The sequence below is a fragment of the Paenibacillus kyungheensis genome, from assembly GCF_028606985.1.
Lineage (GTDB): Bacteria > Bacillota > Bacilli > Paenibacillales > Paenibacillaceae > Saccharibacillus > Saccharibacillus kyungheensis.
In genome coordinates this window covers 4273009-4299673 of record NZ_CP117416.1, presented here as the reverse complement: position 1 = coordinate 4299673, position 26665 = coordinate 4273009, and the positions used below count along the sequence as shown (strand labels likewise).

Genomic DNA, 26665 nt, shown 5'->3' with positions numbered 1-26665 from the left:
TTCTCTGGAGCTTTTATGTTCTAGAGAAGTCTATTTTATTAACAGGGGGATTATGAACTTTGAAAAGGCAATTTAGAACTTATTTGATCGTATGTACTGTATTTTTGATGATGTTATCGTTGGTATCTCCGACGTTATCGGCTGTTTTTGCAGAAGAGACAAGCCCTTCATCAAGCAGTACTTCAGGATCAAGTGTAACTGACGATACGTATTCTTCTTCAGGCGCAACGTCTGAAGCAACAAGTCCGGCAACAACCCCTGCTACAGAAAAGCCATTATTTACAGTACAATCGAGTCAAAATTCAGTCACTACCGCTACATATGACACTTATGCAGACGGTGAATACACTATTGCTTACCAAGTGACGCGCACGAATGCTTCTGGAAAAGTAGTTGCTTCTAATATATTTAAATATCCTTCCAATGCGAAGACTCCAGGACAAATGATTATCAAAGATGGTCAATATCATTTCTTATTTGCAAGCGAAAATGCCTATTTATTTACCCAATTCAAAGCTACTGAGAACGATCAGACTCAAGATGCCAAAGTAACTTTAGATGATGGAAGTACGACTAAAGGGACAGTTGCTTTTGATGTATATGACATGTCCAAAGAAATCAATATTGCTTATACATTTAACGGATCTTCTTATAATGAACGGTTAACACTTGATCCTTCCACTTTGAAAGTTATAGACAAAACACCGCCTGTTATCCCAGTTGAACCTGCGACAGGAACGGAAACTTCTATTGTATATACAGTATTAAAAGATGGAACAAATGAAACATCGATGATGGATAGCTATTTGCAAAAGCCAGCTACATTAATCACCAATGGAACCAAAAAGTATATTCAACTGACATTGAATCAGAGCAGTTGGATCAAAGCATTACAGACAGATATCGATAAAGATGGAACCTATACGGATGTAGGATTGATCTCTGCAAACGAAACAGCCAATACACGTCTAGTGCAGTTTGAAGCTGATTCATTATCCCAAACGAATCCGGTTATTAATGCCAAAGTGCATGTTGTAATGCCAGCAGGTACGATTCCAAATATGGGAGCCTATGATCAATGGTATACGGTTCAATTTAATTTTGACAAAGCTTCGATTCCATTATCGTTACCCGATGGGCAGTATAGTCTCAAGGTTGCGACATTAAAAGAAAAAACAGATGATCCTTCGTCAATGGCTGCCTATTTTGGTAATCCAGCAACACTAGTAGCTAAAGATGGTAAGTACCAAGTCATAATGAATATTATCAAAGATAGTTCAGTGATTACTTCTTTTCAAACAGAATACAATGGAGCATTGACCGAGACGAGTATCGTCAGTACAGACTCCACAGCGAACACGCGAGTCGTTACATTCCCGATCGCTAATCTAGAATCGATAGTCAAAGCCCAAGTGCATATCAAAACAGCATATGCAGGTTCAGTGTATGAAGCTGATTATCCAATTCGTTTTAAATGGGATACAAACAGTATTGGCCCAGTAGTCCTGCCTGTTCCAGATCAAACGACTCCAATTAATTATCAAGTATTCAAAAACAATAGTAGCGAAATATCAGTCATGGATGACTATGTAGAAAAACCAGCTACATTCATTATTAAAGATGAGAAAAAGTATATCCAACTTACACTTAAAAATAGTGCTTGGATCAAGTCATTACAAGTCGACGGCAACGGTGGGAAAAATTATACCGATGTGACTATTATTTCGACGGATGTAGCAAAAAATACGAGAGTCATTCAATTTGAAGCAGAACATTTATCCAAAACGAATCCTGTTTTAAATGCTTATACACATGTAGTGGTTCCACCCGAAGTTACACCTGATTATGATCATTACTATACGGTTCAATTCAAATTCGACAGTACGCAATTACCAGAACCGACAATACCAACAGTGCCTACACCTGTAGCACTGGACAATGGAACGTATAGTATTCCGATGTCTACGTTAAAATCAACATCAGATGCGGTATCGACAATGGGTAGTTATTTCGATTCCAAAGTGACATTGACCGCAGTCGATGGTAACTATCAAGCTACGCTAAAAGTGATTAAAGATAGTTCAGTAATTACGGCTTTTAAAACAGAACAAAAAGGTACGCTTACAGATACTCAAATCGTTAGCGAAGATAAGATCAACAACACAAGAATCGTTACATTCCCTGTGACTGATCCGAGCCGTCCACTAAATGCTCAAGTGCATATCAAAACAGCATATGCAGGCTCTGTATATGAAGCTGATTATGCTATTCGTCTTCAATTCGATCTAGATAAGATGACAGTGATTCCTACTACGCCAGAAGAGCCAACTACACCAACAGTACCTACGAATCCGAGTGAAGTGGCAGACGGAAAATATAGTGCTAACTTTGTAGCTTATAAATTTAAAGAAAAAGACGTATCGGTGATGAATGGATATGTATTACATCCAGCAACCGTCATCAAACGTTCAGGTAAGCTATATGTGCAAATCACTTTAAAAGAAAGCGATTGGATCAAAACATTTAAAGTAGGCGGAAGTGATGCGCAAGTCATTTCGGCAAGTGGTAATCAACGTATAGTTCAATTTGCAGTGAAAGACTTGTCAGAGACGATCGTTGTTAATACACATGTTGTTGTACCCGGACTTGAAATTGGTGGAGTCACTTATGATCATACGTACAATGTTGATTTCAAATTTGGCCCGCTAGGACCGTATGAAGAACCAAAAGCATCCACCACATCTACGCCAGTTATTCCATTGGATTACGATAAATTAAGCAATGGTAAGTACAAAATGCCTTTCCAGGTTCTTGTACCTAATTCATCTTCAGATGCAGTGTCTCCTGTGCAACGTTTTCTATCTAAAGATGAACCTGCTCAATTCGTGGTTGAAGGAGATCAACGGTATGTGATCGTAACTCTTCAAGATGCCAAAGAAGTAAAAGCATTACGTGTTAGCAATAATGGAGTCTATACAGATGCAGAAGTAACAGCAACCGATGAGCAAGCCAACACCAAAACAGTACGTTTCAGTGTAGCTGATTTTAAAAAGAATATTGCTGCGCAATTAGTCACAAGCAGTGGAGTGAGTATAGCGAGTACTCCGACAGATAGTGACAATAAGAACGAGACAGTCTATGATTTTGAATTTAAATTTGATACTGCCAAAGTCACCAAAGATACAACCGAGACGACCACAACAGTAGAAAAAGGAACCAATACCATCGAAGATGGTGAGTATACCGCTCAATATCGCATTTTACAAAATGGTAGTGAACAAGATTCTGTACTGGCTGATTATGTAGATCAGACGGCTCAACTGACAGCGAAAAATGGCAAAGTCTATGCCACGATTACGATCAAAAATAGTCAGGTTGTACCTACATTCCAGACTGATTTCGAAGGGAAATATACCGATCCAACGATTGTGGCAAATACAGCAACAGACAACGCTCGTACGATTACGTTTGAAGTGCCTAATCTGGATCAAAAGCTAAGTATTTTCAGTCAAGTGTCTATTCCAGATCGTTATATGAACAATGAGAAAATGGGCGGACAAATTATATTTGATCGCAATACACTCAAAGCAAATGGAATCGAAGAAACAGTAACAGCACCTGCTCAAGACACACAACCAACAGTATCAACACCAAGCCATCCGACAACAGAAGTAACAGAACCACAAGCTACAACAGAACAAAAATACACGATTGCTTATAAAGTATACAAAGATCAAAGTAACGAACTATCAGTGATGAATGACTATGTAAACAAAAAAGCGACCTTAATCGAAAAAGACGGTAAAACATTTGCTCAAATTACACTGGATAAAAGTAGCTGGATGCCGGTATTGCAAGTGAAGCAAAACGGTACTTTGCAAGATGTTGAAGTGATCTCAACATCAGGCGATCAGCGTGTAGTGCAATTTGAAGTAGGTGATTTATCTCAAAAAATCAGTGCATACACCCATGTGATTGTGCCTGGATTAGTTATCGGCGGTGTCGCTTATGATCACTGGTACACCGTACAATTCCAGTTTGATCTAGCAAGCAAAAAAGAGCAGTAACTCGATCAATCTAATGATCATGTCTTTGAGTCTTGGTGCGATTGTGCCAGGACTTGTAGGCATGTAAGGGACAATCGATAGAAAGAGGGGAAATCAGTGAATGTAAAATATACAGCATGGTTGTTGGTCATTGTTCTTGTATTAGCCGGGTGTTCAACAGGTGCTAGAGCAGAACAATCTACATCCGCTAATCCATCTGCAACCGATTCAGCTTCATCTGCACGAATTGTCGCTACCACTGTAGCCATTACCGAAATTATGTCTGCGTTAGATCTTCCTTTAGTCGGTAAACCAACCAGTACCAAAACATTACCTGAACAATATAAAGATATTCCAGATGTCGGTAACCCGATGAGCCCTGATATGGAAAAAGTATTATCTCTACAACCGACAGATGTATTGTCTGTAACTACGCTTCAATATGATCTTGAACCCAAATTCAAAGATTTAAATATGAATGCTGAATTTTTAAATTTTGAAAGTCTGCAAAAAATGGAAAATGAAATTTTGAAAATGGGAACCAAATTTGATCGCGTAGCTAAAGCTAAAGAAATTACAGGTCAGCTAGATGCCAAAGTAGCCGCAATAAAAAAGGCAACCGCAGGCAAAAAATCACCTAAAGTATTAATTCTTCTCGGCGTACCGGGCAGTTATTTAGTAGCTACCGAACATTCGTATATTGGTGATCTAGTCAAAATTGCAGGCGGAACCAATATTGTACAAGGAGAAAGTGTAGAATATTTAGCTTCAAATACTGAATATCTGCAAAAGTCTAATCCAGACATTATTTTGCGTGCTGCTCATGGTATGCCAGAAGAAGTCGTGAAGATGTTTGACGAAGATTTCAAAAGTAATGATATCTGGAAGCATTTTAATGCAGTTAAAACAGGGCAAGTGTATGATCTGCCTGAACCATTATTTGGCACGACTGCAAGTCTTTCTGCTCCACAAGCTTTTGATGAATTATTGAAAATGATGTACGCTTCCTCCTAATCGATCATATGAAGGATGTTATTAATGATAACTAAACCATCTACTGAATATGCGCAACAAGAAACTGAATATAATGTATCTCACCAACCTGTGTATTCTCGTCAAAACCGCAAACGACTATGGAGCTTTATTGTCGTATGTTTACTACTGATCGATGTTGTTTTATTTTCAGCAATGACCGGTAGTCTTAAAGTAGGGGCATGGCAATTAGTACAAGGTCTATGGACAGGTACTGATAATCAGGTCAATGTAGTTCGAGATTTGCGTCTGCCTCGCATTATTGTAGCGATGATGGCAGGAGCGGCACTGGCAGTAGCAGGGGTTTTGCTACAAGCTGTGATGAAGAATCCGTTAGCCGATTCTGGTGTGATCGGAATATCTTCTGGAGCGGCTTTGGTGTCTTTGATTGCTGTGACTGTATTTCCAACGTTATATTTCTGGATGCCTTTGTTTTCGTTTTTTGGCGGTGCGCTGGCATGTCTAATGGTGTATGGATTTTCATGGAAATCTGGACTGCATCCGATTCGCTTAATATTAATCGGTGTAGCGGTTAATGCGATCTTTTCAGGGCTGGGGCAATCATTTAATTATCGGGGAAGTTATGCAGTCACCAGTATTAATCAGGTGACAACCTCTACATTAGCGATGAAAAAGTGGGTCGATGTTGAGATTATTTTGATGTATGGTGGACTCGGGCTGATTCTAGCAATGCTTGTTTACTCATGGTGTAACTTTCTAGCGTTACAAGAAAAAACAGCCAAAAACTTAGGTCTGCATGTGACTCGTGCACGGCTTATCATTTCAGTGATTGCTGTTATTTTGGCGGCGACAGCAACAGCTATTGCCGGAGTGATTGTATTTATCGGACTATTGATTCCTCATATTGCAAGGCAACTTGTAGGATCAGATCATAAATGGTTGATTCCTTTTTCAGCAGTGGCAGGAGCCTTATTATTACTGCTAGCAGATACACTAGGTCGAACCGTACTGGCTCCTAATGAAATTCCAGCTTCGATTATTATGGCCGTCATTGGCGGCCCTTTTCTGATTTTCCTCATTACAAGGAGTGACCGTATCTATGGACGTTAACGATATTACTTTTTCGTATGATCGTCGTATTGATCGACTACATCAAGTGAATGCTCAGATTCAGCAGGGTAAAATCACTACGATTATTGGGCCTAATGGATGTGGCAAGTCTACATTACTGCATGTGATGTCGAACAATGCTGTACCCCGTCTCGGGCAAGTGATACTGGATGGCAAGCAAGTTGCTCAGTACAAACCCAAAGAATTAGCACGCAAATTAGCTGTAGTGCATCAGCAAAATGAAGCACCGGCAGATCTTACGATCGAAAAGTTAGTTAGCTTCGGTCGATTACCACACCGTACATTATTTAGCAGTTCTCAAGAAGAAGATGAACAAGCGATCGAGTGGGCGCTAGACTGTACGAATTTACAAAGTAAAAGGTTCAGTACACTTGATCAATTATCTGGTGGCGAACAGCAACGGGTCTGGATTGCTATGGCACTTGCACAGCGAACACCGATTCTTTTTCTCGATGAACCAACGACCTATTTGGATATGTATTATCAATTAGAAATTATGGAATTGATTCACGATCTCAATGAACAACATCAACTGACGATTGTGATGGTATTACATGATATCAATCAAGCGATTCGGTACAGCCATCATCTGATTGCAATGAAAGCAGGTTCGATTGTCGCCAGTGGATTGCCAACAGATATGATCACTACCGATCTTATTCGTGATATTTATGGAGTCGAAGTGCTTGTTAGACGCGATCTTGAAGCAGGTCTGCATCTAATTCCGATAGGGATAGGGCAGTAATAATATCGCTTGTAAGTAGTGCTTTTTTGTCTATTGAATCTAGGATTGACGAAGTGTAGCTTGATACGCTTTTTTGAAAATAGGGTAATAGTGGAAAAAGAAAAGCACTGAGGAGAGTGAGTAGCACATGCCGAAGATTCGCTATAACAATATGGATAATGTCAGTACCGATAAGACACTCAAACAGCTACGGCAATGGCGTGAAGAACGACGACTCAAAAATAAAGACTATTCCTATGTAGTGCCTAATCATCCACCTGAGATGGATTATTTACATCATAATCGTGAAGATGCTTCGATTACATGGGTAGGGCATTCTACCTTTTTTATACAATACGAAGGATTGAATATCGTTACTGATCCTGTATGGGCAAGTCGAATGGGCTTTCAAAAAAGAATAGGACAGCCCGGAATTCCGATTGTAGATGTTCCTCCAATCGATATTATTTTACTTTCACATGCTCATTACGATCATATGCATATTAGTTCGATTCGCCAGCTTTACCGCAGTTCTACACTGATTATCGTTCCACAAGGGCTCAAAGCCAAAATGAAGCGTAAAGGATTTGCACGTTGTCATGAAATGCAGTGGTGGGAAACGTTTAAAGTAGGCGAGATCAATATTACGTTTGTACCCACTCAGCACTGGAGTCGGCGTACATTGTTAGATACCAATACATCACACTGGGGCGGGTATATTATAGAACCTGTGCATCATCCTGTGAGTTCAGAGCAGGCGGAACATCCTACTCATCATTCTATTGAAGAGAAAGTGCCACCAACGATCTATTTTGCTGGAGATAGCGGTTATTTCCCGGGGTTCACTGAAATTGGTAAACGCTACAAGATTCATATTACATTGATGCCGATAGGAGCCTATGAACCTGAATGGTTTATGAGCTCTCAACATACGACACCAGAAGAAGCAATTCGTGCTTTTTGCGATGTACAAGCTGAGACGATGATACCGATGCATTACGGTACATTCCGTCTGGCTGACGATACTGCCCGCGAAGCATTAGATCGATTAGAAGCAGAACGACAACGTCTGGAGATCGCTGAAGAACGTATTCGTGTACTGGCTCATGGCGAGACTCTAATTGTGCATGGTAATGCTCAGTCTAAGCTATAAATAGATAAGATGTAGAAAGAATACATGTATTGATAAGATAGCAATAAATATTGTATATTTCGCCGTTTAACTGAGTTGAAGTTAAACGGTTTTTTGCTTTGCTGGATGATCGTGATATATCAAGTGATATTTTAACTGAGCAACTCACTTCAAATATTCCAGCACATTTTTTCCAGTTTCCTCAATACTGCTGTTCGATTAGATGGTGTTGTGTGGTATACTATTGCCATCGGCAATTTTATGAAAACAGCGATGCTTATTTTCATAGAGGTCAACACGTCTACAACAAATACTTCACTAACGATAAGGATGGTAATGAATACATGATCAATACAACAGGTGTCACGCTTCGCTATGGTAAGCGCGCGCTTTTTGAAGATGTTAATATCAAGTTCACACCGGGTAACTGCTATGGTCTAATCGGTGCGAATGGTGCAGGTAAATCTACATTTTTAAAAATTCTTTCTGGTGAAATCGAGCCTAACCAAGGTGAAGTCCATATTACACCGGGCGAACGTTTAGCTATTTTGAAACAGAACCAATCTGAATATGATGAATTTCCGGTGCTAGAGACTGTTATGATGGGTCACAAGCGTCTGTACGATATTATGAAAGAAAAAGATGCATTGTATGCCAAAGCTGATTTTACAGATGAAGATGGTATGCGTGCAGGCGAATTGGAAGCTGAATTCGCTGAAATGAACGGTTGGGAAGCAGAATCCGAAGCAGCAGAAATGCTAAACGGTCTGGATATCAAAACCGATATGCAATCCAAATTAATGAAAGAGCTTGGCGGTAACGAGAAAGTTCGCGTATTGCTGGCGCAAGCATTGTTCGGTCATCCGAATATCCTGTTACTGGATGAGCCTACCAACCATTTGGATATCGATTCGATTCACTGGTTAGAAAATTTCTTAGCCGATTATGATGGTACAGTTATCGTAGTCAGCCATGATCGTCACTTCTTGAATACCGTATGTACGCATATTGCCGATATCGACTTTGGTAAAATCCAAATGTATGTGGGTAACTATGATTTCTGGTACGAATCCAGTCAACTTGCTCTACAATTGGGTCGTGAACAGAATAAGAAAAAAGAAGACAAAGTCAAAGAACTACAAGCCTTTATCTTGCGTTTTAGTGCGAACAAGTCCAAGTCCAAACAAGCGACTTCTCGTAAAAAAATGCTCGACAAAATTACGCTTGATGATATTCGTCCTTCGAACCGTAAATATCCATTTATCAACTTCAAAGGTGAACGCGAAGCAGGTAAACAGTTATTGTTAGTAGATGGTTTGACGAAATCTATCGATGGCGAAAAAGTAATCGACAACTTAACATTCACAGTCAACAAAGGTGATAAAATTGCTTTGGTTGGTCCAAATGGATTACCAAAAACAACGTTATTCCAATTGTTGATGGGTGAGATTGAACCGGATGCAGGTACATTCCAATGGGGAATTACCACGTCTCAAGCTTATTTCCCGAATGATAACTCGGCTTACTTTGATGGCGTAGAAGATACATTAGTAGACTGGTTACGTCAGTATTCCAAAGATCCAGACGAATCATTCCTACGTGGTTTCTTAGGACGTATGTTGTTCTCTGGTGACGAAGCGCTGAAAAAAGCGAACGTTCTATCTGGAGGAGAAAAAGTACGTTGTATGTTGTCCCGTATGATGTTGATGGGCGGTAACGTATTGCTACTAGACGAACCTACCAATCACTTGGACTTGGAATCTATCACAGCACTCAATAACGGTTTAACTGATTTTGATGGTACGATTATTCTAACGTCTCATGACCATCAGTTTATCCAAACGATTGCAAACCGTATTATCGAAATCACACCAACAGGTCTGATCGATCGTATGATGAGCTATGATGAATACTTGGAAAACAAAGAAGTTAAAGAAATGCGTGAACGGATGTACCCTGTACAAGTATAAGGATAGCAAAAGGATAAGATTAGAGTGAAACAGCGGCTCTTTACGGAGAGCCGTTTTTTATTTGCGCTCAGAGAAGGATTTTTTTGTGTAGAAGATAGCGATCTACATAGAAAAATTCGGCTCATTTTTCCTATGGGCAAAAATGTTGTATAGTCGTTACAAGATTTCGTCTGTCATACAACATTTGCTTGGTCTCACAACGTTTGACCTAACCTAAAACGTTTCTCTAGACCCACTATGTATTCGTTTGATAAGATAAACAAGCTCTACAGACGTATATGTACGCAGGATATTTAAAAAAGATAATCTCAGCATTTTTGAATGCTTAATTTATAGCAGGGGGAACAAAATGGTTGATGTATATCAAAATATTAAGGCAGGGGAACGCGGAGCATGGGTTAGCATTATTAGCTATCTGGTATTGTCTGCTTTCAAATTAGTTATTGGTTATCTTTTTTTATCAAGTGCACTCAAAGCCGATGGGCTTAACAACTTAACAGATATTGTAGCTTCATTAGCTGTGCTAATCGGGTTGAAAATTTCGAGAAAACCGCCTGATTCTGATCATGCGTATGGACATTTCCGCGCAGAGACGGTTGCCGCATTAATTGCTTCTTTTATTATGGCGATGGTAGGCATACAGGTGCTCGTAGATGGTGTACAATCCCTGTTCGCAGGACGGGAAGAATCTCCGGCTTTATGGACAGCAGGTGTAGCTGTACTATGCGCTGTAGTGATGTATTTCGTATATCGCTATAATATTAAGCTTTCAAGACAAACAGGCAGTCAAGCGCTCAAAGCGGCGGCTAAAGACAATCTATCTGATGCGATGGTAAGTATAGGAGCAGCAGTGGGGATTATCGGTTCTCAATTTGGTATGCCGTGGTTAGATATTGTAGCCGCTCTTGCTGTCGGATTAATTATTTGCAAAACTGCATGGGAAATTCTAAGTGAATCAATGCATCGTTTAACCGATGGATTCGACGAAAAAGAATTACCTGGACTGCGTCAAACGATCGAATCGATTGATGGAGTTGAGCATATCAAAGATATCAAAGCTCGTGTGAATGGAAGTCAGACGTTGTTGGATGTAGTGATCGAGGTACAGCCGGATTTAACGATTATCGAAAGTCATGATATTACGGATGAGATTGAAGCCAAAATGGAATTAGTTCATAATATCCGATATGTTCATGTACATGTAGAACCAAAAACGATCAAATAAACAGTACATTATATTGTATAAAGGGGTAGCTTACATGTCCGGTACACGTTCTACCACTCGGCGTATTCGTTTGTGGATCATTTGGATAATCAGCATCATTTTGGTAATAGGGATTGCAGGAGCAGTTACATTATATTGGGCAGCAGCGCCTGAACGCCAGCTTAATTTGAACTATACAGATGTAGATACAACATCCAAAATTTTAGCAATGATCGAGACCAAAAAGTTACAGACGACTATTTCTCAAGATGAATTTAATCAATTAGCCAAAAAGGAATTGATAGATCGTGAAGATGAATTTCCGGTCGGTCTGAAAATGACCGGAGCGCAATTCACTCTGGATCATGATACGGTCAAAGCTGATCTAACAGGAACATATTTTGGTATTCCTTTTGGAGCAATACTTGATTTTCATATTAGACGAGAAGATAATTTTTTGATTTTGGATCATCAAGCGACTCATGTTCGTCATGGAAATGTGCAAGGGGCACTGATTTCTCCTATTCGAATATCGTTAACTAAATATTTCCCTGCTATAGCAAATGTAAGCCAGATGGAATTTGAACAAGATCATATTCAAGTATCATTCAAGCTCAATTTGATGAGTCTACCCCGATTGTTATTGCGATAATGATAACGGGTACTTACATAACAAAAACGCTTATCTCTTCAAGAGATAAGCGTTTTTTGGTGTATTATAGTCATTTCTAACCGATTGGTGCTTTGTTAGAAACTACGTTTTCTGCCTGTAAACAAGCTGATCACGAACAATACTAAGAAGATAAAGAATAATACTTTAGCAATAGAAGCAGCAGCTTCAACAATTCCGAAGAATCCGAAGATACCAGCTACTAATGCAATGATTAGTAGGATAACAGACCATTTCAACATAAGTAATCACCATTCCTTTTCAATATTAAGTATAATTAAATAACGATTGAAATAATCGTAAAACGACTTCTATTGAGTAGATATGTATGTGTAATCTACGATGACTCAATGTTATGATGTCGTTGGTAGTTGTATCTTAACCGACAAAGTTTAGCTTGAAACAATTTACATTGTTTAAGCAAGCGTATCTTGATGCTCATAACGCCATCATGTTTCGGTGACAAAACTGAAGGGTAGTTATTGAGTAACATCTTGAAATGTTGACAGATACATTTTCTACTAGAGAAATGTAGTAACACCAAATCATATTGTGAAGAAAAGAGAGGGAATGCCATGATTATTGAGATTAGTGTAGCCGTTATCGCATTAGCATTTGTAGCACTTGTTATTTTCCTAATTAAAGTGCTTCAATCCGCAGCAAAATCTTTAGACAATGTATCTTCTACTTTGGTAGACGTACAAAAAACGATCGAAGAGTTAACGTATGAAGTGAAACAAACGATCCGTAACGTGAATGATATTACAGTGGATGTTGAACACAAACTAAAACAGGTTGATCCTTTAATGGAAACTGTAAAAAACTTGGGCGAAATCTTAAACGAAGTGACATTGTCTTCTAAAGATTTGTCGACACGTGTTATTGAAAAAGTAAAACATATTGGTGAAAGTAAACCAAAACCGGTTGCTTCTACAAAAACAGGCGTAAGCAATCAAGCGACTGCTTCTACACCTCAACAACGTACATTGCAATCGTACTCAGCTACATATAGCCACAGTAAAGCTACCAACTGGATGAAATGGGTAGATACAGCGGCTACAGTATGGCAAAGATATCGTAAATAAAAGGAATTTGTACATTTTTAAGATCATTAACCAAAGGTATAACCGATAACAACGTATATTGTATTGAGAGTTTATACCGTAAGAAAGGGTGAGACGATGATTACTTTCATGATGTTACTTGCTGGCATATTGTCCCCTTACTCCGGTTCTGCTCAAGTATCCGCTGCTACTCCAGTACAAGCTGTTACAGCTGTACAAACTGCTGATTATGAAGCAACACCAGTATCTTATACTGAAGTAGCGACACCTAAGTTAACAGCTTCGACTGCGGTGTATTCAACGACTGACTCTGTTTATGATGAACAATATAGCCGTTTGAATGGAATTTCTTTGGCAGATACCAGAGAAGATGTTCTACGGATCAAAGGGAAACCGATGAATATTGTGACCAACGAGTTAGGAGATCAAGAATATCAATACAAAGATGTAAGTGTTGGTTTTCAAGATCAATGGATTACCTATATCAGTGTGCCCAAACAAGCAGGCAGATTTACACTAGATGGTCGGACATTAACGATAGACAAAGCCGAGATCAGACAAGAACTAGGTACTCCAGATTTTTCAGCAGAAGATGGAGAAGGTTATACCAATGGTATATCTGCTCTAAAAGTGTTTTATGATTCCAGCACAGGCGCTATTCGTAGCGTAGACATATTTGATGCAACTTCAGAATAACAGCCTATCATTTAAATGTTTCATTCCATGATAAGTAAGGTTAATACTATTCAATCATAAGTATATAGAGGAGAGTGGAGAATGATGAGTTCAACAGATTCCAAAGCTTATGCTAAAGTAGTCGAAAATGGTGTACAAGCAGTCGAAGAAGCTAAAAACCTGCGTAATACAGGATATAGCGTTGAAGAGATTTATGTACTTGCACATCAAAAAGACCGTACTGAAAAAATTGCAGAAACAGCTAATGCCAAAGAAGTTGGCGTGAAAGAAGAAGGAATGTTCGATTCTGTAGCTAACTTTTTCCGTTCACGGGGAGACGAATTGCGCTCCAAAATTACATCTATGGGCTTTACGAAAGAAGAGGCTGATTTCTATGAAAGTGAACTCGATTTGGGCAAAGTACTTGTCATTGCCAATCGTAAATCATAAAGAAGTTGTATCAAAATATAACAGTGAATCGTCTACCTTCAATTTTACTTTTTAGTAGAATTGAAGGTTTTTTGACGAGTTTTGATACAGCTTCTTTTTGGACAAAAGAGGTATTTGATCTATAATAGAAACTGCATTTGGTAATGTATATCAATCAGTATACGTCTAAAAAAGCTGAAATAAGGCGACAAGGAGAAATTATGCATATATTAATAGTTGATGATAACCCTACTAATGTGATTATTATTCGTGAAATTCTTAAGCGAGAAAAATATACAAATATAACGACTTCTTCTTCTGCACGTGAAATGTTTGGATATTTAGGGATTGAAGATTCAGGTGTAGTTAATGTACCGAAGATGAACAAAGTGGATCTAGTATTGCTAGATATGATGATGCCTGAAATGGATGGAATTGAAGCTTGTCGGATAGTACAACAACATGATGAACTACGTGATATTCCAATTATTATGGTTACCGCTGTCGGGGATTCTAAAAAGTTAGCTGAAGCTTTGGATGCAGGGGCAGTCGATTATGTGACCAAACCGATTAACAAAGTGGAACTATTAGCAAGAATACGCCTTGCGTTACGTTTAAAACATGAAAAAGATTGGCACAAAGAGCGTGATCAACATATTCAAGATGAATTGAAATTAGCAAGTCAGGTACAGCATGCTGTATTAAGTGTACCTATTCAAGAAACCAATATTCAAATTGAAGCACTTTATAAGCCTTCATTTGAACTAGCAGGAGATCTGTATGCATGGTATCCGTTAGGCGAAGGACGATATGGAGTTATTTTGTTAGATATGATGGGACATGGTATTTCTTCTTCTTTATTCTGTATGTTTATCGCTTCTGTATTGAAAGATACAGTAACGACTTATGTAGAACCAGAAAAAGTAATCCAGGAGCTGAATCGACGCTTTAATCAATTGCATATCGAAAATCAACTGGTGCAATACTACTTTACCGCTATTTATCTTGTTGTCGATACCAAATACAAACGGGTAGATTATGTAAATGCGGGTCATCCACCAGGACTATTTTTCCATGACAATGGAGAGATTACCAAATTATCTACCACTACATTCCCGGTTGGATTATTTGATCGTATTGAAGCAGAACCGAAAAGCTTTTCATATGAAGGCGCTGCTCACCTTGTCCTTTATACCGATGGTTTGCTGGAAATGGTTGAAGGTGATCAAGATGTACAATTAGAATTCTTGATCAATGAATTGAAATCCAGTCATCACATCAATAAACAACAGATTGAAAAAGTATTTTTTGACGAGATATCTTCACAAGAACGTGATGATGATAAATGCTTAGTATGGATTTCTTTGGCTGAAGGGGCGGAGCTTGGATGAAAATTAGAACGAAGCTGGTTATAGGATTCAGCGTTATCATTTTGACAATGATGACGCTGGCTTTTATCAGTTATGATCGAATGAATTACATGAATGCACAGTTAGATAAAGTGTATCAAGATCGGTATTTAAAAGTAAGATATTCTACAAGCTTGCGCGGGGATATGAATAGTATTGCCAAAGCATTAGCGAATCAATTGCTAAGCGCTTCATCAGAATCGGTATCCGAAAGTCGTGCTACTGTACAGAAGTTAAGTGATGATGCTCAAAAAAATGTAGATTTATTACAAAAGAGTGCTCAAACGTTAGAAGAAAAGCAAATGGTTAATGAAGTCGCTGATGCTTGGACAGACTTTGATGCCTATGGCGATCAAGTATTGAATCTATTAGAAGATAATCAGATTGCTCAAGCTAACAATTACCGTACCGGCACAGGGCTAGCTGCTCAGAATAATTTGGGCGCTCTAGCGAACGCATTAGCAGATTATCAAGACCTTGCAATCGATCAAGAAATAAAAAATGCGAACCAAGCATATCAGAACTCTATTCAAACAACCACCTTTGTGATGTTAGGTGGCATTTTGTTGAGTCTACTGATTATGTTATGGATTATTCCAAGTATTAGTAAAGGGCTGGGGACAGTTTCCTTAATGATCAACGGTTTTTCGGAAGGGCGCTTACGGGCGATCAGCCGAATTAAAGTTCAATCCAAAGACGAGATTGGCGATGTAGCTCGTGTGTTTCAAGAGATGGCAACTGATCTGGAACAGCAACGAGAAGCAGAGCATCGTTATCAAAAAGCACAACAAGATCAATCATGGCTCAACTCGAACAGTGCACGCATTACAGAGTTATTACGTGGCGTTAGCACATTAGAGCAGAGTGCACAGACATTTATCAATGAATTTTCTCCGACATTGGGCGCACATTTTGGTGCACTTTATGTACGTAAGATTAACAACCCTAATGAACTTGCTTTGCAAGCATCTTATGCAGGGGAAGGTACATTACAAGCGAAGCCTACTTTGATGTTGGGAGAAGGTCTTGCAGGACAATGTGCTTCTGATCAACACCCTATCATGTTAGATCATGTACCTGATAATTATGTTTCTGTTCATTCAGCAACAGGACAGAACCCACCTCAAAGTATTATGATCTACCCGATTTTATTTGATGATGAATTGTTAGGTGTTATTGAATTAGCTTCTTTAGGCACATTTACAGAGTTACAAAAACAATTACTTGCGCTGTTATGCCATAATTTAGGCGTGATTTTGAATAATATTAATCGTCGATTGCATATCGAAGAGTTATTACGTGAATCGCAAGCAATGACTGAAGAATTGCAAAGTCAGTCTGAAGAATTGCAAATGCAACAAGAAGAACTAAAACGCACCAACGAAAATCTGGAAGAACAAACAGAAGAGTTGAAGCGTTCTGAAGATTTGCTACAACGTCAACAAGAAGAGTTGGAACATTTCAACACGGAATTAATTGCGAAGACACGTGAATTGCAAGAACAAGTACAACAAGTGGAAGAGCAGAATCAAGAGATCGAACAAAGTCGTCACCGATTAGAACAACAAGCACAACAATTATCAATAAGCAGTAAATACAAATCAGAATTCCTTGCTAATATGTCTCATGAATTACGTACTCCGCTCAACAGTTTATTGATTCTTTCTCAATTGCTTACAGAGAACAAAGGCGGTAATTTGACCGAGAAACAGGTAGAGTATGCAAGCACGATCTATATGTCCGGAGCAGATCTACTAAAAATGATTGATGAAATTTTAGACTTGTCTAAAGTGGATGCAGGTAAAATGGATATCAATCTAGAGGCTGTACCGATGAAAGCGATCGAAACATTTGTAAATATGAACTTTGCTCCGGTGGCTATCCAAAAAGGAATAGATCTAAATATCAATATTGATGATAACGTTCCAGAAGCTGTAGTGACGGATGATCATCGAGTGAAGCAAGTGTTGCGTAATATGTTATCGAATGCGTTCAAATTTACAGATAAAGGTCATATTGATGTCAATATTAAAATTCCTGCTGCGGAACAAGTACCTTCTTATCTGAATCGCAAGCATGATTATATAGCTATTACAGTAAAAGACAGTGGTATTGGTATTCCAGCAGATAAACAAGATATTATTTTTGAAGCTTTCCAACAGGTAGATGGTACAACCAGTCGTAAGTATGGTGGTACAGGATTAGGATTATCGATCAGTCGTGAATTATCCCGTCTACTTGGTGGGGGAATCGGACTGGAATCGGAAGAAAATAAAGGCAGTGCCTTTACACTTTATTTGCCAAGACAAGATGCACTGACCGATGAGCAGGTAACACAAGCAGAAGAATCGGATACAAATACAGCGAATCGTGATGTATATACGCCAGCTGACTTTACAGAGCAATTGCTTCGCAATTCACCAGGTTCATTAACACCTAGCAAAAATAGCACGAATGAAGAACAAATGATTATTCCACAACCATTAGCAGATGATCGAGATCGTTTGAGTAAAAACGATAAAGTTATTTTGATTATCGAAGATGATGTGAATTTTGCTAAAATCTTATTAGAAATGGCTCGTGGTCGCGGATTTAAAGCTTTAGTCGCTATGCAAGGTGATACAGGTATGCATATGGCCAAAACGTATATTCCAGATGCGATTATTCTTGATATTCAGCTACCTATTATGGATGGTTGGTCAATTTTGAGTGAACTGAAAAGTAATGCTCATACACGTCATATTCCTGTTCATGTAATCTCTGTCGTCGATGATGTGAAGCAAGGATTAATGATGGGAGCGATTGCCTATCTCAAAAAGCCATCAAGCAAAGAATCGCTTGAACAAGCATTCTCTCATTTGGAATCTTATACAGATCAAAGTCTCAAACAACTATTAATTGTCGAAGATGATGAAAATCAACGTAAATCGATTATTGAATTGATAGGACATGATGATGTTGCGATCACTGCTGTATCTACAGGTGTAGAAGCTCTTAATGAACTACGAAGCAAGCGTTATGATTGTATGGTGCTGGATCTGATGCTTACAGATATGACAGGCTTCGAATTATTAGATCGTATTCGTGATGATCAACAATTGAGTGATCTACCGATTATTATTTATACAGGTAAAGAACTCGATAATAAAGAAGAAACACAATTACGCAAATATGCAGAGTCTATTATTATTAAAGATGTGAAATCTCCAGAACGTTTGTTGGATGAGACCACGTTGTTCTTACATCGTGTTGAAGCTGATTTACCAGAAGATAAGCGTCGTATTTTACAAAAGCTGCATAATAAAGAAACATTGTTTGAAGGCAAACGCATTTTGTTAGTCGATGATGATGTACGTAATGTATTTGCTTTATCCAGTGTGTTAGAAGGATATCGGATGGATGTTACATTTGCTGAAAATGGACGGGAAGCGATCGAGCTTTTACAGCAGGATGATTTTGATCTGGTATTGATGGATATGATGATGCCAGAAATGGATGGATACGAAGCGATGCGTATTATTCGCCAAATTCCAGCTTATGAGAAATTACCAATTATTGCACTGACCGCGAAAGCGATGAAAGATGATCGAGCGAAATGTATTGAAGCCGGGGCTTCCGATTATGTGAAAAAACCGATTCAAACGGACCAACTTTTATCATTAATGCGTGTATGGTTGTATTCGTAAGTGAATAATTTGGGTAATGGATAGTAATACTGAAGTTTTATATCTTTCACAGACATTTTACACTTGAAAAATATACAAGAAATATTGAATCGGGGCTGAATATAATGACACAGACAGAACGTGACCAATTACCAATCAAATCCGAACCGCCCCAAGCGGATGAAATGATTGTCAATAATCTGGCAGAACGCGAAAATATCGAAGTTGATTTGCTTATGGATGGAGTTCATCGTCTATATGGTTACGATTTTCGCAACTATGCCAGAGCTTCTTTAACCAGACGAATCTGGCATCATGTGCATGCAGAGAATCTTAAATCTATCTCAGCACTTCAAGAAAAAGTACTGCATGATCGTGCTTGTTTTGAACGCTTAGTACAGAATTTATCGATACCGGTCACTGAAATGTTTCGTGACCCTTCTCTTTTTCGTATGTTTCGTGAGAAAGTCGTTCCTTTATTACGGACGTATCCTTATATTCGGATCTGGCATGCTGGATGTTCTACAGGAGAAGAAGTCTATTCAATGGCAATCTTATTGCATGAAGAGGGTTTGTTAGATAAAGCAAGAATTTATGCGACGGATATGAATAACCGTTCTTTGCAACAAGCGCGTGAAGGTGTATTTGGAATAGAACGTATGCAACTTTACACTAAAAATTATCTAGAAGCGGGCGGGAAGCGTTCGTTTTCTGAATATTATACAGCGAAATATAGTTCTGTAATCTTTCAACCGTTTTTACGAAAAAATATGATCTTTGCTGAGCATAATCTAGCAACAGATCGTTCATTTAACGAATTTAATGTTATTCTTTGCCGCAATGTTATGATTTATTTTAATGATGAATTACGTGATCAAGTTCACGGATTATTCAACGAGAGCTTGAGTCGTTTTGGCATATTAGTACTGGGCTCCAAAGAATCGATGCAATTTACAGAATACAGTGATAGTTATGAATTATTGGATCGCGTAGAGAAAGTATATCGCAAAATTAATTAGAGATTGTAGGGGGATTCCATGAGGTTTCATGAACCGATTCATATCTTATTAGTAGATGATCGACCTGAAAACTTGCTCGCTCTGGAAGCCGTTCTTGAGAGTGAACGTTATAATCTGGTTAAAGCAACATCCGGTGAAGAAGCATTACGCTGTTTGCTAAAAGATGAATTTGCTGTAATTGTACTCGATGTACAGATGCCAGGGATGGACGGGATTGAAACGGCCAAACTAATCAAAGCGCGTGAAAAAACAAAAGAAATTCCGATCATTTTTATATCTGCAAATAGCAAAGAATCTGAGCACTTATTCGCAGGTTACTCTGCGGGTGCGATTGATTATATGGTCAAACCATTTATTCCACAGATCCTCAAGTCCAAAATTGAAGGATTTGTAAGTATGTATTTGACCAATAAACGTCATAAAACGCAATCGATGTTATTGCAACAAAAAACATTGGAATTGGAAAAAATCAATCAGGAATTAACGATAGCCAAAGAAGCAGCAGAAATCGCAGCCAAAGCAAAAACAGAATTTTTGGCAATGATGAGTCATGAGATTCGTACACCGATGAATGGTGTAATCGGCATGATTGATCTATTGATGGATACTGAACTTCAAGAAGAACAAAAAGAATATGCTTCGATTATTCGAAGCAGTGCAGATACATTGGTTATGGTGATTAACGATATTCTTGATTTTACTAAAATGGAATCCGGTAAAATGGAATTGGAAGAACATCCTTTCTCACTGGAAGCTTGTATTTCAGAAGTATTCAGTCTGTTCTCTGTCGATGCTGGCAAAAAAAATCTAGAGTTAATGTATTCTGTAACAGAAGATGTACCAGCTTATCTGTATGGAGATATGGCTCGCTTGCGCCAGGTATTGATCAATTTAACAGCGAATGCTATTAAATTTACAGATGAAGGCGGAGTTTATCTAGAAGTCATGATCAAAGATAAACTAGCAGATCGGTTAGAACTTGAATTTAGAGTGAAAGATACTGGAATTGGCATCGCTGAAGAGAAACGTGAACAATTATTCCAACCGTTTTCACAGCTTGATTCTTCGATGACAAGAAAGTATGGTGGTACAGGTCTTGGCTTAGCTATTTGCAAAAACTTGGTTCAAATGATGGATGGCGATATTCGATTAGAGAATACACCGCTTCATGAAGGCTCAGGTGCTGTATTTGTATTTACGATTTGTACAGGCGAATATGTTATGGAGGATCCCACGCTTGGATTGTTAGAAGAGCGTGCAGAGCATCTATGGTCGAATAGACATTCATCGGCTCCTAATATTCTTGTTGTAGATGATCACCCTATCAATCAGAAATTAATGGTAAGTATGCTTAATCGTCTAGGATACAATCCGGATATGGCAGATGATGGAGAAGAAGCGATTCGAATGGCTTCCGTTCATCAATACGATTATATTTTTATGGATGTTCAAATGCCTAATATTGATGGCCTTGAAGCAACAAGAATGATTCGAAGTCTCCAAAAAGACGAGAATCCTATTATTATTGCAATGACTGCTGATGTTATGGAAGGCATCAAAGGACGCTGTTTTGCAGCAGGCATGGATGATTATATTAGCAAGCCTGTCAAATTAATGAGTGTTAAAAATATGCTTGAACATTACTCTGCCAATCCTCATAATTATGAAACCAAAAAAACAGTCTTTTAAATAAAATAAGATTCGCTGATAAGAAAATAATGTTTATGTCCTGTAGTGAGCGTATACTTACAAGAGATAGAATTATTTTCTTATTTATACATTTGTTGAGACAATGAATTAAAGTAGTTTTATTGCTCTATTTTTTATGTTATATTTTGGATGTTTCAGAAGTTTTGCAGTTGGGTTATTAGTAAAGAAACCATTGTTCAGGGGAGAATGTCTATGACTACTAATAAAAATGAGAAATTTAATGTTGTAACTGAAATGGATGAAAGAGCATGCACCGTATTTTTAAGTGGGGAAATGGATTTATCGGTTGCTCCGGAATTCCGTCTTGTTATGGAACCGCTTGTTGGGGAAGCAGAACAAGATTTAATTATCAATATGAAAGACCTGAAATATATTGACAGTACTGGTATTGGTATTCTACTTTCTATTCTAAAAGCACGGCACGGTATGAATGCCAGCTTTACTGTTGAAGAAGTTCCTCCACAGATTCAAAAGTTATTTGAAATGACTGGTATTGCTAAGTTTTTTGTCCCTCAGGAGAATTCCCAATAGGAAAGGATCGAACATCGAATGAATGCTGATACTCAAAAAGTAGTTCTTAATTTGCCTGCGACGGCAGAATTTGTGGACGTTGTAAGACTAAATTTGTATGGAATTGCTTCTAAAATGGGCTTTTCTTATGAAGATATTGAAGATATGAAAGTAGCTGTCTCTGAAGCTTGTAATAACTCTGTGTTGTATGCGTACGGACAAGAGGGAGGACATGTGGAAGTGACTTTTGAAGTTGGTGAAGAAACATTATCCATTATTGTCGAAGATGAAGGGGAGAGCTTCGAATCAGTAAAGGATATGGGACAGAACAATACACTTCATGATAAAGACCTAAACGATGTACAAATCGGTGGATTAGGTTTTTATTTGATGCAAGCATTGATGGACAATGTGAGTATCGAAAATTCTGCTGGTCAAGGTACTCGTGTAGTATTATCTAAAAACCTTGCTCTAAGCGAGGAAACTGTATGAGTGAAAGATTAACTCCCCCCGAGTCTATGGACGAGGCAATCAGTATGATCTGGGAGTATCAACAAACAAAAGATAATGACATCGCTACAGTACTGATCAAAAAGTACGAGCCTATGGTCAAAATGGCTTCGGGTAAAATTGCCCGTAACCGACCGGACTTGTACGAAGATTTGTATCAAGTAGGTCAGATGGCATTAATCCGTTTGTTGCAGCAATACGATATCTCACTTGGGATTCCTTTCGAACCATATGCGATGAAGAGTATGATCGGGCATATGAAAAATTTCTTGCGCGATAAATCTTGGTACATACAGGTTCCCCGTCGTATTAAAGAAAAGGGAGCATTAGTACAACAAGCTATCGATGAATTGACCATGAAATTGGAACGTTCGCCCCATGTGCGTGAGATTGCTCATTTTCTAGATCTATCTGAAGAAGAAACAATTGAGGTTCTAGCTGGACGTGAATGCTATCACTATGTATCTTTGGATTCTCCACTTTCACAAGAGGAGAGTGCGGCTACACTAGGTGAATTGATTAGTGCAGATGTGAATGATTACGATTCTGTCGAGAAACGTATGGATTTACAACAAGCTCTTAGTCAATTGAAAGAGCAAGAACAAAAAGTATTGTTATTGGCTTTCCAGGAAGGTCAATCTCAACGCGCGATTGCTCAAAAGCTTGGTGTATCTCAGATGAGTGTATCCCGTATCCAAAAGCGGGCAACTGAAAAGTTGAAGCAGATCATGTCAAATGCTTCCACTTCAGGCTAAATGCATTTTATACATGCCACGAAGTGCAGCAATGATGCTAGGATACTTTGGAAAATAGAAGATTGTTAAAATGCGCTTTATTGTTCCGAATAATGGAATAGTAAAAGCGCATTTTTTGTAAGTATACAGAGCTAAATACATCAAAAAACCTCTATATTCAATCCCTATACTATGTAGGGGATATATTGAACATAGAGGTTTTTTGACTTTGATAGAAAATCATATCGTCTTATCTACCTTGTGAAGCTTTCACATAATCTAGGATTTGAGCAATATAGTTTCCGATCAGAGGAAGAGAAACCAATTGGCTTAGTATAAAACCCAGAATCGCTAGAATAACAATCGTTCCTAAAGATAGACCTAGACCACGTGCTGCACCTGCAATAAAGTTAACGACCAATCTGCGTTTGACACTACTATAGTTTTCAATAATGTCCTGAATCTCTGCTTTATCCAACGCTTCTGCAATCTGATCCAGACGTTCATTGAGTCGTTTTACTTCATGGCGTAATTCAAAAGGATGCTCTCCAATTTCACTAGGAGGTTTGACGAGTTCTGGAGACCGTGGTGATACTTCCTTGTCTTTGGTGTCATGAGCCATCGGATATTCCCTCGCTTTCGTATAAATAATAAGATCAATTAAGTATATATTTCAGATGTTCTATGAACCGGACATAAAAATAGCCGACTGCAATGAGCCGGCTATTGGTGAATACCTATTAACGTGTAGGGAAACTTGTGTTGTTGCTACCCGTTGTAGAATTCACTTCTTTTTTCACTTCATTGCTTTTATTTTGAGCTTCTTTAGCTACATCGTTAGAAGCGCTTTTTACGTCTTTAGCAACGTCGTTAGAAGCATCTTTTACATCTTTGCTTACATTATCAGAAGCTTCTTTAACGTCTTTAGCTACGCTTTGAGCAGCATCAGCCAAAGAGTTACTTACTGTTTCTTTGTTTTCAGTAATAGATCTAGCTACATCTTTAGCTTTAGTAGATACCGTTTGAGCTAAAGAAACAGCAGAATCGCTTACTAGACCAGCTACTTGAGAAGTTTGATCTGCTACAGTAGTAGCAATCTCTTTCGTACGATCAGTTACATTACCTGCAACTTCTTTCGTTTTATCAGAAGCTTCTACAAATTTTTCAGAAATATCGCCGCGTAATTCACGACCTGGTTTTGGTGCGAACAATAATGCTGCTGCTGCTCCCAACAATCCTCCGATAAATACACCTTTTACAAATGTAGAACTTGTTTGGACTGGGTACTGTTTTTCGACTTCATTCATTATTAATCACTCCTTGATTTAATTTAGATCGATTTGTCTGAACAGATCAATCTTTGTAAGTAAGAAAAAAATTAGCCATATGTTATTCCTTAATAAAGCTGTTCTCGAAGTTCAGGTATTATGTGTAGCTCACGTTAAGTATGGCTTATATATGTGATGCTGGTAAAGGTTCAGGCTGTTCTTCTGAACAATCTGGAAACCAGACCAAGCAAAAACACAAAAATAGCAGTTCCTAGTATAGCAGGAATAATAGCAAAATCTCCAATCGTTGGTCCAAAATGACCAAATACGAGAGCGCCTAACCAAGCGCCTACAAATCCAGCAATAGCAGCCCCGATAATGCCACCTGGCATTTCATTACCTGCAAGTGCATTACCAATAACGCCGATAATAACCGCCATAACAATACTGATAATAATGCCCCACATCGTAATCGCCTCCTTTGCTGAACAAGTCAAAACACCTGTCGTAATATCAATCAGTTAGCAGTTTGTCTTACTTCGTATATAAACCCAGTACCAAAAGGTGAAACATTACATTTCTTCTATTCAATAGCGAATCGAAGCCCTTTGTTCATCGGAATGTCTCCATAAGTGTAAAGAATAAGCACAAGCAGACAGCCAAAGTGAACCAGCAATATAGCCACCAATAATATCTGTAGGGTAATGTACACCCAAATATACTCTAGATAGACCTATACCTACAATGAGGAAAATACCACAAATGACTGGAAGGGCAATCGACAAGTGACGTCTTCTACGATGCATTGACCAGATGACAAAAAGCATACCATACATCGCGGCTGCAATTGTAGAATGACCACTGGGGAAGCTATAACCTGAAGCATGTGTCCAAAATTCAAGATCAGGACGTGGACGCATAAAGAAAGATTTAAGCAATACATTGATTTGCCATGCGCCTGCTGTTGTAACGAGCAGAGCCAATCCTTCACGATACATATTATGGAACATAAATAAGATCGAAAATGATAATGCTACAAACACTGTAGAATAAAATGAACCCATATAAGTGAAAAATAACATAATCGTTCGTACAGGTTCTTCATGGAATGTACGTACATACGCTTGAAGCCCTTTTTCCCATGTGTGTATATCATATAATGCTATCGATTCAACAATCCATACGATTCCTCTTAATAATAGGAAGGAAGCTACACCTCCACCTACCAATACCATAACAATAAGGAGCCAGATCGGAATAGAAGAAAATCGTTGGGGTTGTTCATGTTTGGAATTAGAGAACTGCTCGGATGACATCTGTATCGCCTTCTTTCTTTACATAGAGTTATGTTTAATTTAACCCTAGTTTAACAAATGAATCGAATATAAAAAAAGCCTCTCCTTATTATTCAGGAAAGACTCATTCATTTTATTTATTTTTTACGTAAACGTCCTAATTCAGACACTAAAGCTTCTACTTCACTAATACTTAAGTTCGGCTTATTGATCACGATATCGTATACTTCTTGAATATCTTCGTATTGTTCGGTCGAAAAAGCAGAAGCTTGCATTGCTGCTCCGCTGGCCATCCGAAGTTTGGTTTTGATGCCTTCAATCATAAAAGCGATATTTTCTTGGGTAGGTTGAGACAAATCCATGAATGGGTTCTTCCTTTCTTCATTAAGCATTAGCTTATTTTTTGTATTGTATCATGGATAATGATGGGGAACCAATTATTTTGCGGTAACTTGTTGCATAAGGTAAAATGAGTATCGATAAGATACGCTATCGAATCGTACCTCA

General features: G+C 38.4%; 24 protein-coding genes. 18 read left to right on the top strand and 6 right to left on the bottom strand.

The genetic code is table 11. The annotated features are described in order from the left end of the window. The first annotated feature begins 59 nt into the window (after positions 1-59). The 8 genes from PQ456_RS18565 to PQ456_RS18530 all read left to right on the top strand — a co-directional run bounded on the left by PQ456_RS18565 (position 60) and on the right by PQ456_RS18530 (position 11852). Positions 60-4067, top strand: coding sequence for an NEAT domain-containing protein (locus PQ456_RS18565; protein ID WP_273613582.1), 4008 nt, complete (start codon positions 60-62; stop codon positions 4065-4067). 96 nt (positions 4068-4163) lie between these two features. Next, the gene (isdE, locus tag PQ456_RS18560; RefSeq protein WP_273613581.1) at positions 4164-5060 is read left to right on the top strand and encodes a heme ABC transporter substrate-binding protein IsdE; all 897 of its coding nucleotides are present in this window, start codon (positions 4164-4166) and stop codon (positions 5058-5060) included. A 24-nt stretch (positions 5061-5084) separates the two neighbouring features. After that, positions 5085-6149 carry a FecCD family ABC transporter permease gene (locus tag PQ456_RS18555; protein ID WP_273613580.1) on the top strand — a complete coding sequence of 355 codons (1065 nt, stop codon included), beginning with the start codon at positions 5085-5087 and terminating at the stop codon, positions 6147-6149. Then, positions 6139-6915 (top strand): ABC transporter ATP-binding protein, encoded by a 777-nt coding sequence (locus PQ456_RS18550; protein ID WP_273613579.1) that lies wholly within the window; start codon positions 6139-6141, stop codon positions 6913-6915. The genes PQ456_RS18555 and PQ456_RS18550 overlap by 11 nt, the downstream gene beginning before the upstream one ends. Before the next feature lie 127 nt (positions 6916-7042). Further along, positions 7043-8047 carry an MBL fold metallo-hydrolase gene (locus PQ456_RS18545; protein ID WP_273613578.1) on the top strand — a complete coding sequence of 335 codons (1005 nt, stop codon included), beginning with the start codon at positions 7043-7045 and terminating at the stop codon, positions 8045-8047. Between the two features lie 323 nt (positions 8048-8370). Beyond that, positions 8371-9996 (top strand): ABC-F family ATP-binding cassette domain-containing protein, encoded by a 1626-nt coding sequence (locus PQ456_RS18540; protein ID WP_204827114.1) that lies wholly within the window; start codon positions 8371-8373, stop codon positions 9994-9996. A gap of 349 nt (positions 9997-10345) precedes the next feature. After that, on the top strand, positions 10346-11221 hold the full coding sequence (locus PQ456_RS18535; protein WP_273613577.1) for a cation diffusion facilitator family transporter: 876 nt from the start codon (positions 10346-10348) through the stop codon (positions 11219-11221). Positions 11222-11255: 34 nt separating this feature from the next. Beyond that, positions 11256-11852, top strand: a complete 597-nt coding sequence (locus PQ456_RS18530) for a hypothetical protein (RefSeq protein WP_273613576.1) — start codon at positions 11256-11258, stop codon at positions 11850-11852. A gap of 95 nt (positions 11853-11947) precedes the next feature. Here PQ456_RS18530 and PQ456_RS18525 read toward each other — a convergent pair whose 3' ends face one another. Further along, positions 11948-12112: a DUF1328 domain-containing protein gene (locus PQ456_RS18525; protein ID WP_083243274.1), complete on the bottom strand. Its 165-nt coding sequence runs from the start codon at positions 12110-12112 to the stop codon at positions 11948-11950. 333 nt (positions 12113-12445) lie between these two features. Between PQ456_RS18525 and PQ456_RS18520 the strand changes: the two genes are divergently transcribed. The 10 genes from PQ456_RS18520 to PQ456_RS18475 all read left to right on the top strand — a co-directional run bounded on the left by PQ456_RS18520 (position 12446) and on the right by PQ456_RS18475 (position 23616). Further along, entirely contained in the window at positions 12446-12955 is a 510-nt protein-coding gene (locus tag PQ456_RS18520) for a DUF948 domain-containing protein (protein WP_273613575.1), read from the top strand. A gap of 96 nt (positions 12956-13051) precedes the next feature. After that, complete coding sequence (locus PQ456_RS18515) at positions 13052-13630, top strand: hypothetical protein (RefSeq protein ID WP_273613574.1); 579 nt, start codon at positions 13052-13054, stop codon at positions 13628-13630. Between the two features lie 84 nt (positions 13631-13714). Continuing rightward, entirely contained in the window at positions 13715-14059 is a 345-nt protein-coding gene (locus tag PQ456_RS18510; RefSeq protein WP_273616358.1) for a YflT domain-containing protein, read from the top strand. A 200-nt stretch (positions 14060-14259) separates the two neighbouring features. Beyond that, positions 14260-15429: a PP2C family protein-serine/threonine phosphatase gene (locus PQ456_RS18505; protein ID WP_273613573.1), complete on the top strand. Its 1170-nt coding sequence runs from the start codon at positions 14260-14262 to the stop codon at positions 15427-15429. Continuing rightward, positions 15426-19133, top strand: coding sequence for a response regulator (locus tag PQ456_RS18500; RefSeq protein ID WP_273613572.1), 3708 nt, complete (start codon positions 15426-15428; stop codon positions 19131-19133). Before PQ456_RS18505 ends, PQ456_RS18500 begins: the two co-directional genes overlap by 4 nt. Positions 19134-19297: 164 nt before the next feature. Continuing rightward, entirely contained in the window at positions 19298-20131 is an 834-nt protein-coding gene (locus PQ456_RS18495; RefSeq protein WP_273616357.1) for a CheR family methyltransferase, read from the top strand. 18 nt (positions 20132-20149) lie between these two features. Beyond that, positions 20150-21820 carry a response regulator gene (locus PQ456_RS18490; protein WP_273613571.1) on the top strand — a complete coding sequence of 557 codons (1671 nt, stop codon included), beginning with the start codon at positions 20150-20152 and terminating at the stop codon, positions 21818-21820. 213 nt (positions 21821-22033) lie between these two features. Further along, complete coding sequence (locus PQ456_RS18485) at positions 22034-22372, top strand: STAS domain-containing protein (RefSeq protein WP_069325604.1); 339 nt, start codon at positions 22034-22036, stop codon at positions 22370-22372. Between the two features lie 18 nt (positions 22373-22390). After that, the gene (rsbW, locus tag PQ456_RS18480) at positions 22391-22843 is read left to right on the top strand and encodes an anti-sigma B factor RsbW (protein ID WP_204827123.1); all 453 of its coding nucleotides are present in this window, start codon (positions 22391-22393) and stop codon (positions 22841-22843) included. After that, a complete protein-coding gene (locus PQ456_RS18475) occupies positions 22840-23616 on the top strand; it encodes a sigma-70 family RNA polymerase sigma factor (RefSeq protein ID WP_069325602.1) in 777 nt (258 codons plus the stop codon). The genes rsbW and PQ456_RS18475 overlap by 4 nt, the downstream gene beginning before the upstream one ends. Before the next feature lie 229 nt (positions 23617-23845). On the opposite strand, the gene PQ456_RS18470 is transcribed toward PQ456_RS18475, so the two are convergent. The 5 genes from PQ456_RS18470 to PQ456_RS18450 all read right to left on the bottom strand — a co-directional run bounded on the left by PQ456_RS18470 (position 23846) and on the right by PQ456_RS18450 (position 26520). After that, positions 23846-24217, bottom strand: coding sequence for a DUF5665 domain-containing protein (locus tag PQ456_RS18470; RefSeq protein ID WP_273613570.1), 372 nt, complete (start codon positions 24215-24217; stop codon positions 23846-23848). Positions 24218-24335: 118 nt separating this feature from the next. Then, complete coding sequence (locus PQ456_RS18465; protein ID WP_273613569.1) at positions 24336-24902, bottom strand: YtxH domain-containing protein; 567 nt, start codon at positions 24900-24902, stop codon at positions 24336-24338. 170 nt (positions 24903-25072) lie between these two features. Continuing rightward, complete coding sequence (locus PQ456_RS18460; RefSeq protein ID WP_273613568.1) at positions 25073-25330, bottom strand: GlsB/YeaQ/YmgE family stress response membrane protein; 258 nt, start codon at positions 25328-25330, stop codon at positions 25073-25075. 120 nt (positions 25331-25450) lie between these two features. Continuing rightward, on the bottom strand, positions 25451-26179 hold the full coding sequence (locus tag PQ456_RS18455) for a phosphatase PAP2 family protein (RefSeq protein ID WP_273613567.1): 729 nt from the start codon (positions 26177-26179) through the stop codon (positions 25451-25453). A gap of 116 nt (positions 26180-26295) precedes the next feature. Next, positions 26296-26520, bottom strand: coding sequence for a DUF1128 domain-containing protein (locus PQ456_RS18450; RefSeq protein WP_204827128.1), 225 nt, complete (start codon positions 26518-26520; stop codon positions 26296-26298). Between the last annotated feature and the right edge of the window lie 145 nt (positions 26521-26665).

Bases quoted from the DNA above. Each gene is read 5' to 3' on its own strand.
- PQ456_RS18555 (WP_273613580.1), top strand. From the start codon at position 5,085: ATGATAACTAAACCATCTACTGAATATGCGCAACAAGAAACTGAATAT.
- PQ456_RS18550 (WP_273613579.1), top strand. From the start codon at position 6,139: ATGGACGTTAACGATATTACTTTTTCGTATGATCGTCGTATTGATCGA.
- PQ456_RS18545 (WP_273613578.1), top strand. From the start codon at position 7,043: ATGCCGAAGATTCGCTATAACAATATGGATAATGTCAGTACCGATAAG.
- PQ456_RS18540 (WP_204827114.1), top strand. From the start codon at position 8,371: ATGATCAATACAACAGGTGTCACGCTTCGCTATGGTAAGCGCGCGCTT.
- PQ456_RS18535 (WP_273613577.1), top strand. From the start codon at position 10,346: ATGGTTGATGTATATCAAAATATTAAGGCAGGGGAACGCGGAGCATGG.
- PQ456_RS18530 (WP_273613576.1), top strand. From the start codon at position 11,256: ATGTCCGGTACACGTTCTACCACTCGGCGTATTCGTTTGTGGATCATT.
- PQ456_RS18525 (WP_083243274.1), bottom strand. From the start codon at position 12,112: ATGTTGAAATGGTCTGTTATCCTACTAATCATTGCATTAGTAGCTGGT.
- PQ456_RS18520 (WP_273613575.1), top strand. From the start codon at position 12,446: ATGATTATTGAGATTAGTGTAGCCGTTATCGCATTAGCATTTGTAGCA.
- PQ456_RS18515 (WP_273613574.1), top strand. From the start codon at position 13,052: ATGATTACTTTCATGATGTTACTTGCTGGCATATTGTCCCCTTACTCC.
- PQ456_RS18510 (WP_273616358.1), top strand. From the start codon at position 13,715: ATGAGTTCAACAGATTCCAAAGCTTATGCTAAAGTAGTCGAAAATGGT.
- PQ456_RS18505 (WP_273613573.1), top strand. From the start codon at position 14,260: ATGCATATATTAATAGTTGATGATAACCCTACTAATGTGATTATTATT.
- PQ456_RS18500 (WP_273613572.1), top strand. From the start codon at position 15,426: ATGAAAATTAGAACGAAGCTGGTTATAGGATTCAGCGTTATCATTTTG.
- PQ456_RS18495 (WP_273616357.1), top strand. From the start codon at position 19,298: ATGATTGTCAATAATCTGGCAGAACGCGAAAATATCGAAGTTGATTTG.
- PQ456_RS18490 (WP_273613571.1), top strand. From the start codon at position 20,150: ATGAGGTTTCATGAACCGATTCATATCTTATTAGTAGATGATCGACCT.
- PQ456_RS18485 (WP_069325604.1), top strand. From the start codon at position 22,034: ATGACTACTAATAAAAATGAGAAATTTAATGTTGTAACTGAAATGGAT.
- rsbW (WP_204827123.1), top strand. From the start codon at position 22,391: ATGAATGCTGATACTCAAAAAGTAGTTCTTAATTTGCCTGCGACGGCA.
- PQ456_RS18475 (WP_069325602.1), top strand. From the start codon at position 22,840: ATGAGTGAAAGATTAACTCCCCCCGAGTCTATGGACGAGGCAATCAGT.
- PQ456_RS18470 (WP_273613570.1), bottom strand. From the start codon at position 24,217: ATGGCTCATGACACCAAAGACAAGGAAGTATCACCACGGTCTCCAGAA.
- PQ456_RS18465 (WP_273613569.1), bottom strand. From the start codon at position 24,902: ATGAATGAAGTCGAAAAACAGTACCCAGTCCAAACAAGTTCTACATTT.
- PQ456_RS18460 (WP_273613568.1), bottom strand. From the start codon at position 25,330: ATGTGGGGCATTATTATCAGTATTGTTATGGCGGTTATTATCGGCGTT.
- PQ456_RS18455 (WP_273613567.1), bottom strand. From the start codon at position 26,179: ATGTCATCCGAGCAGTTCTCTAATTCCAAACATGAACAACCCCAACGA.
- PQ456_RS18450 (WP_204827128.1), bottom strand. From the start codon at position 26,520: ATGGATTTGTCTCAACCTACCCAAGAAAATATCGCTTTTATGATTGAA.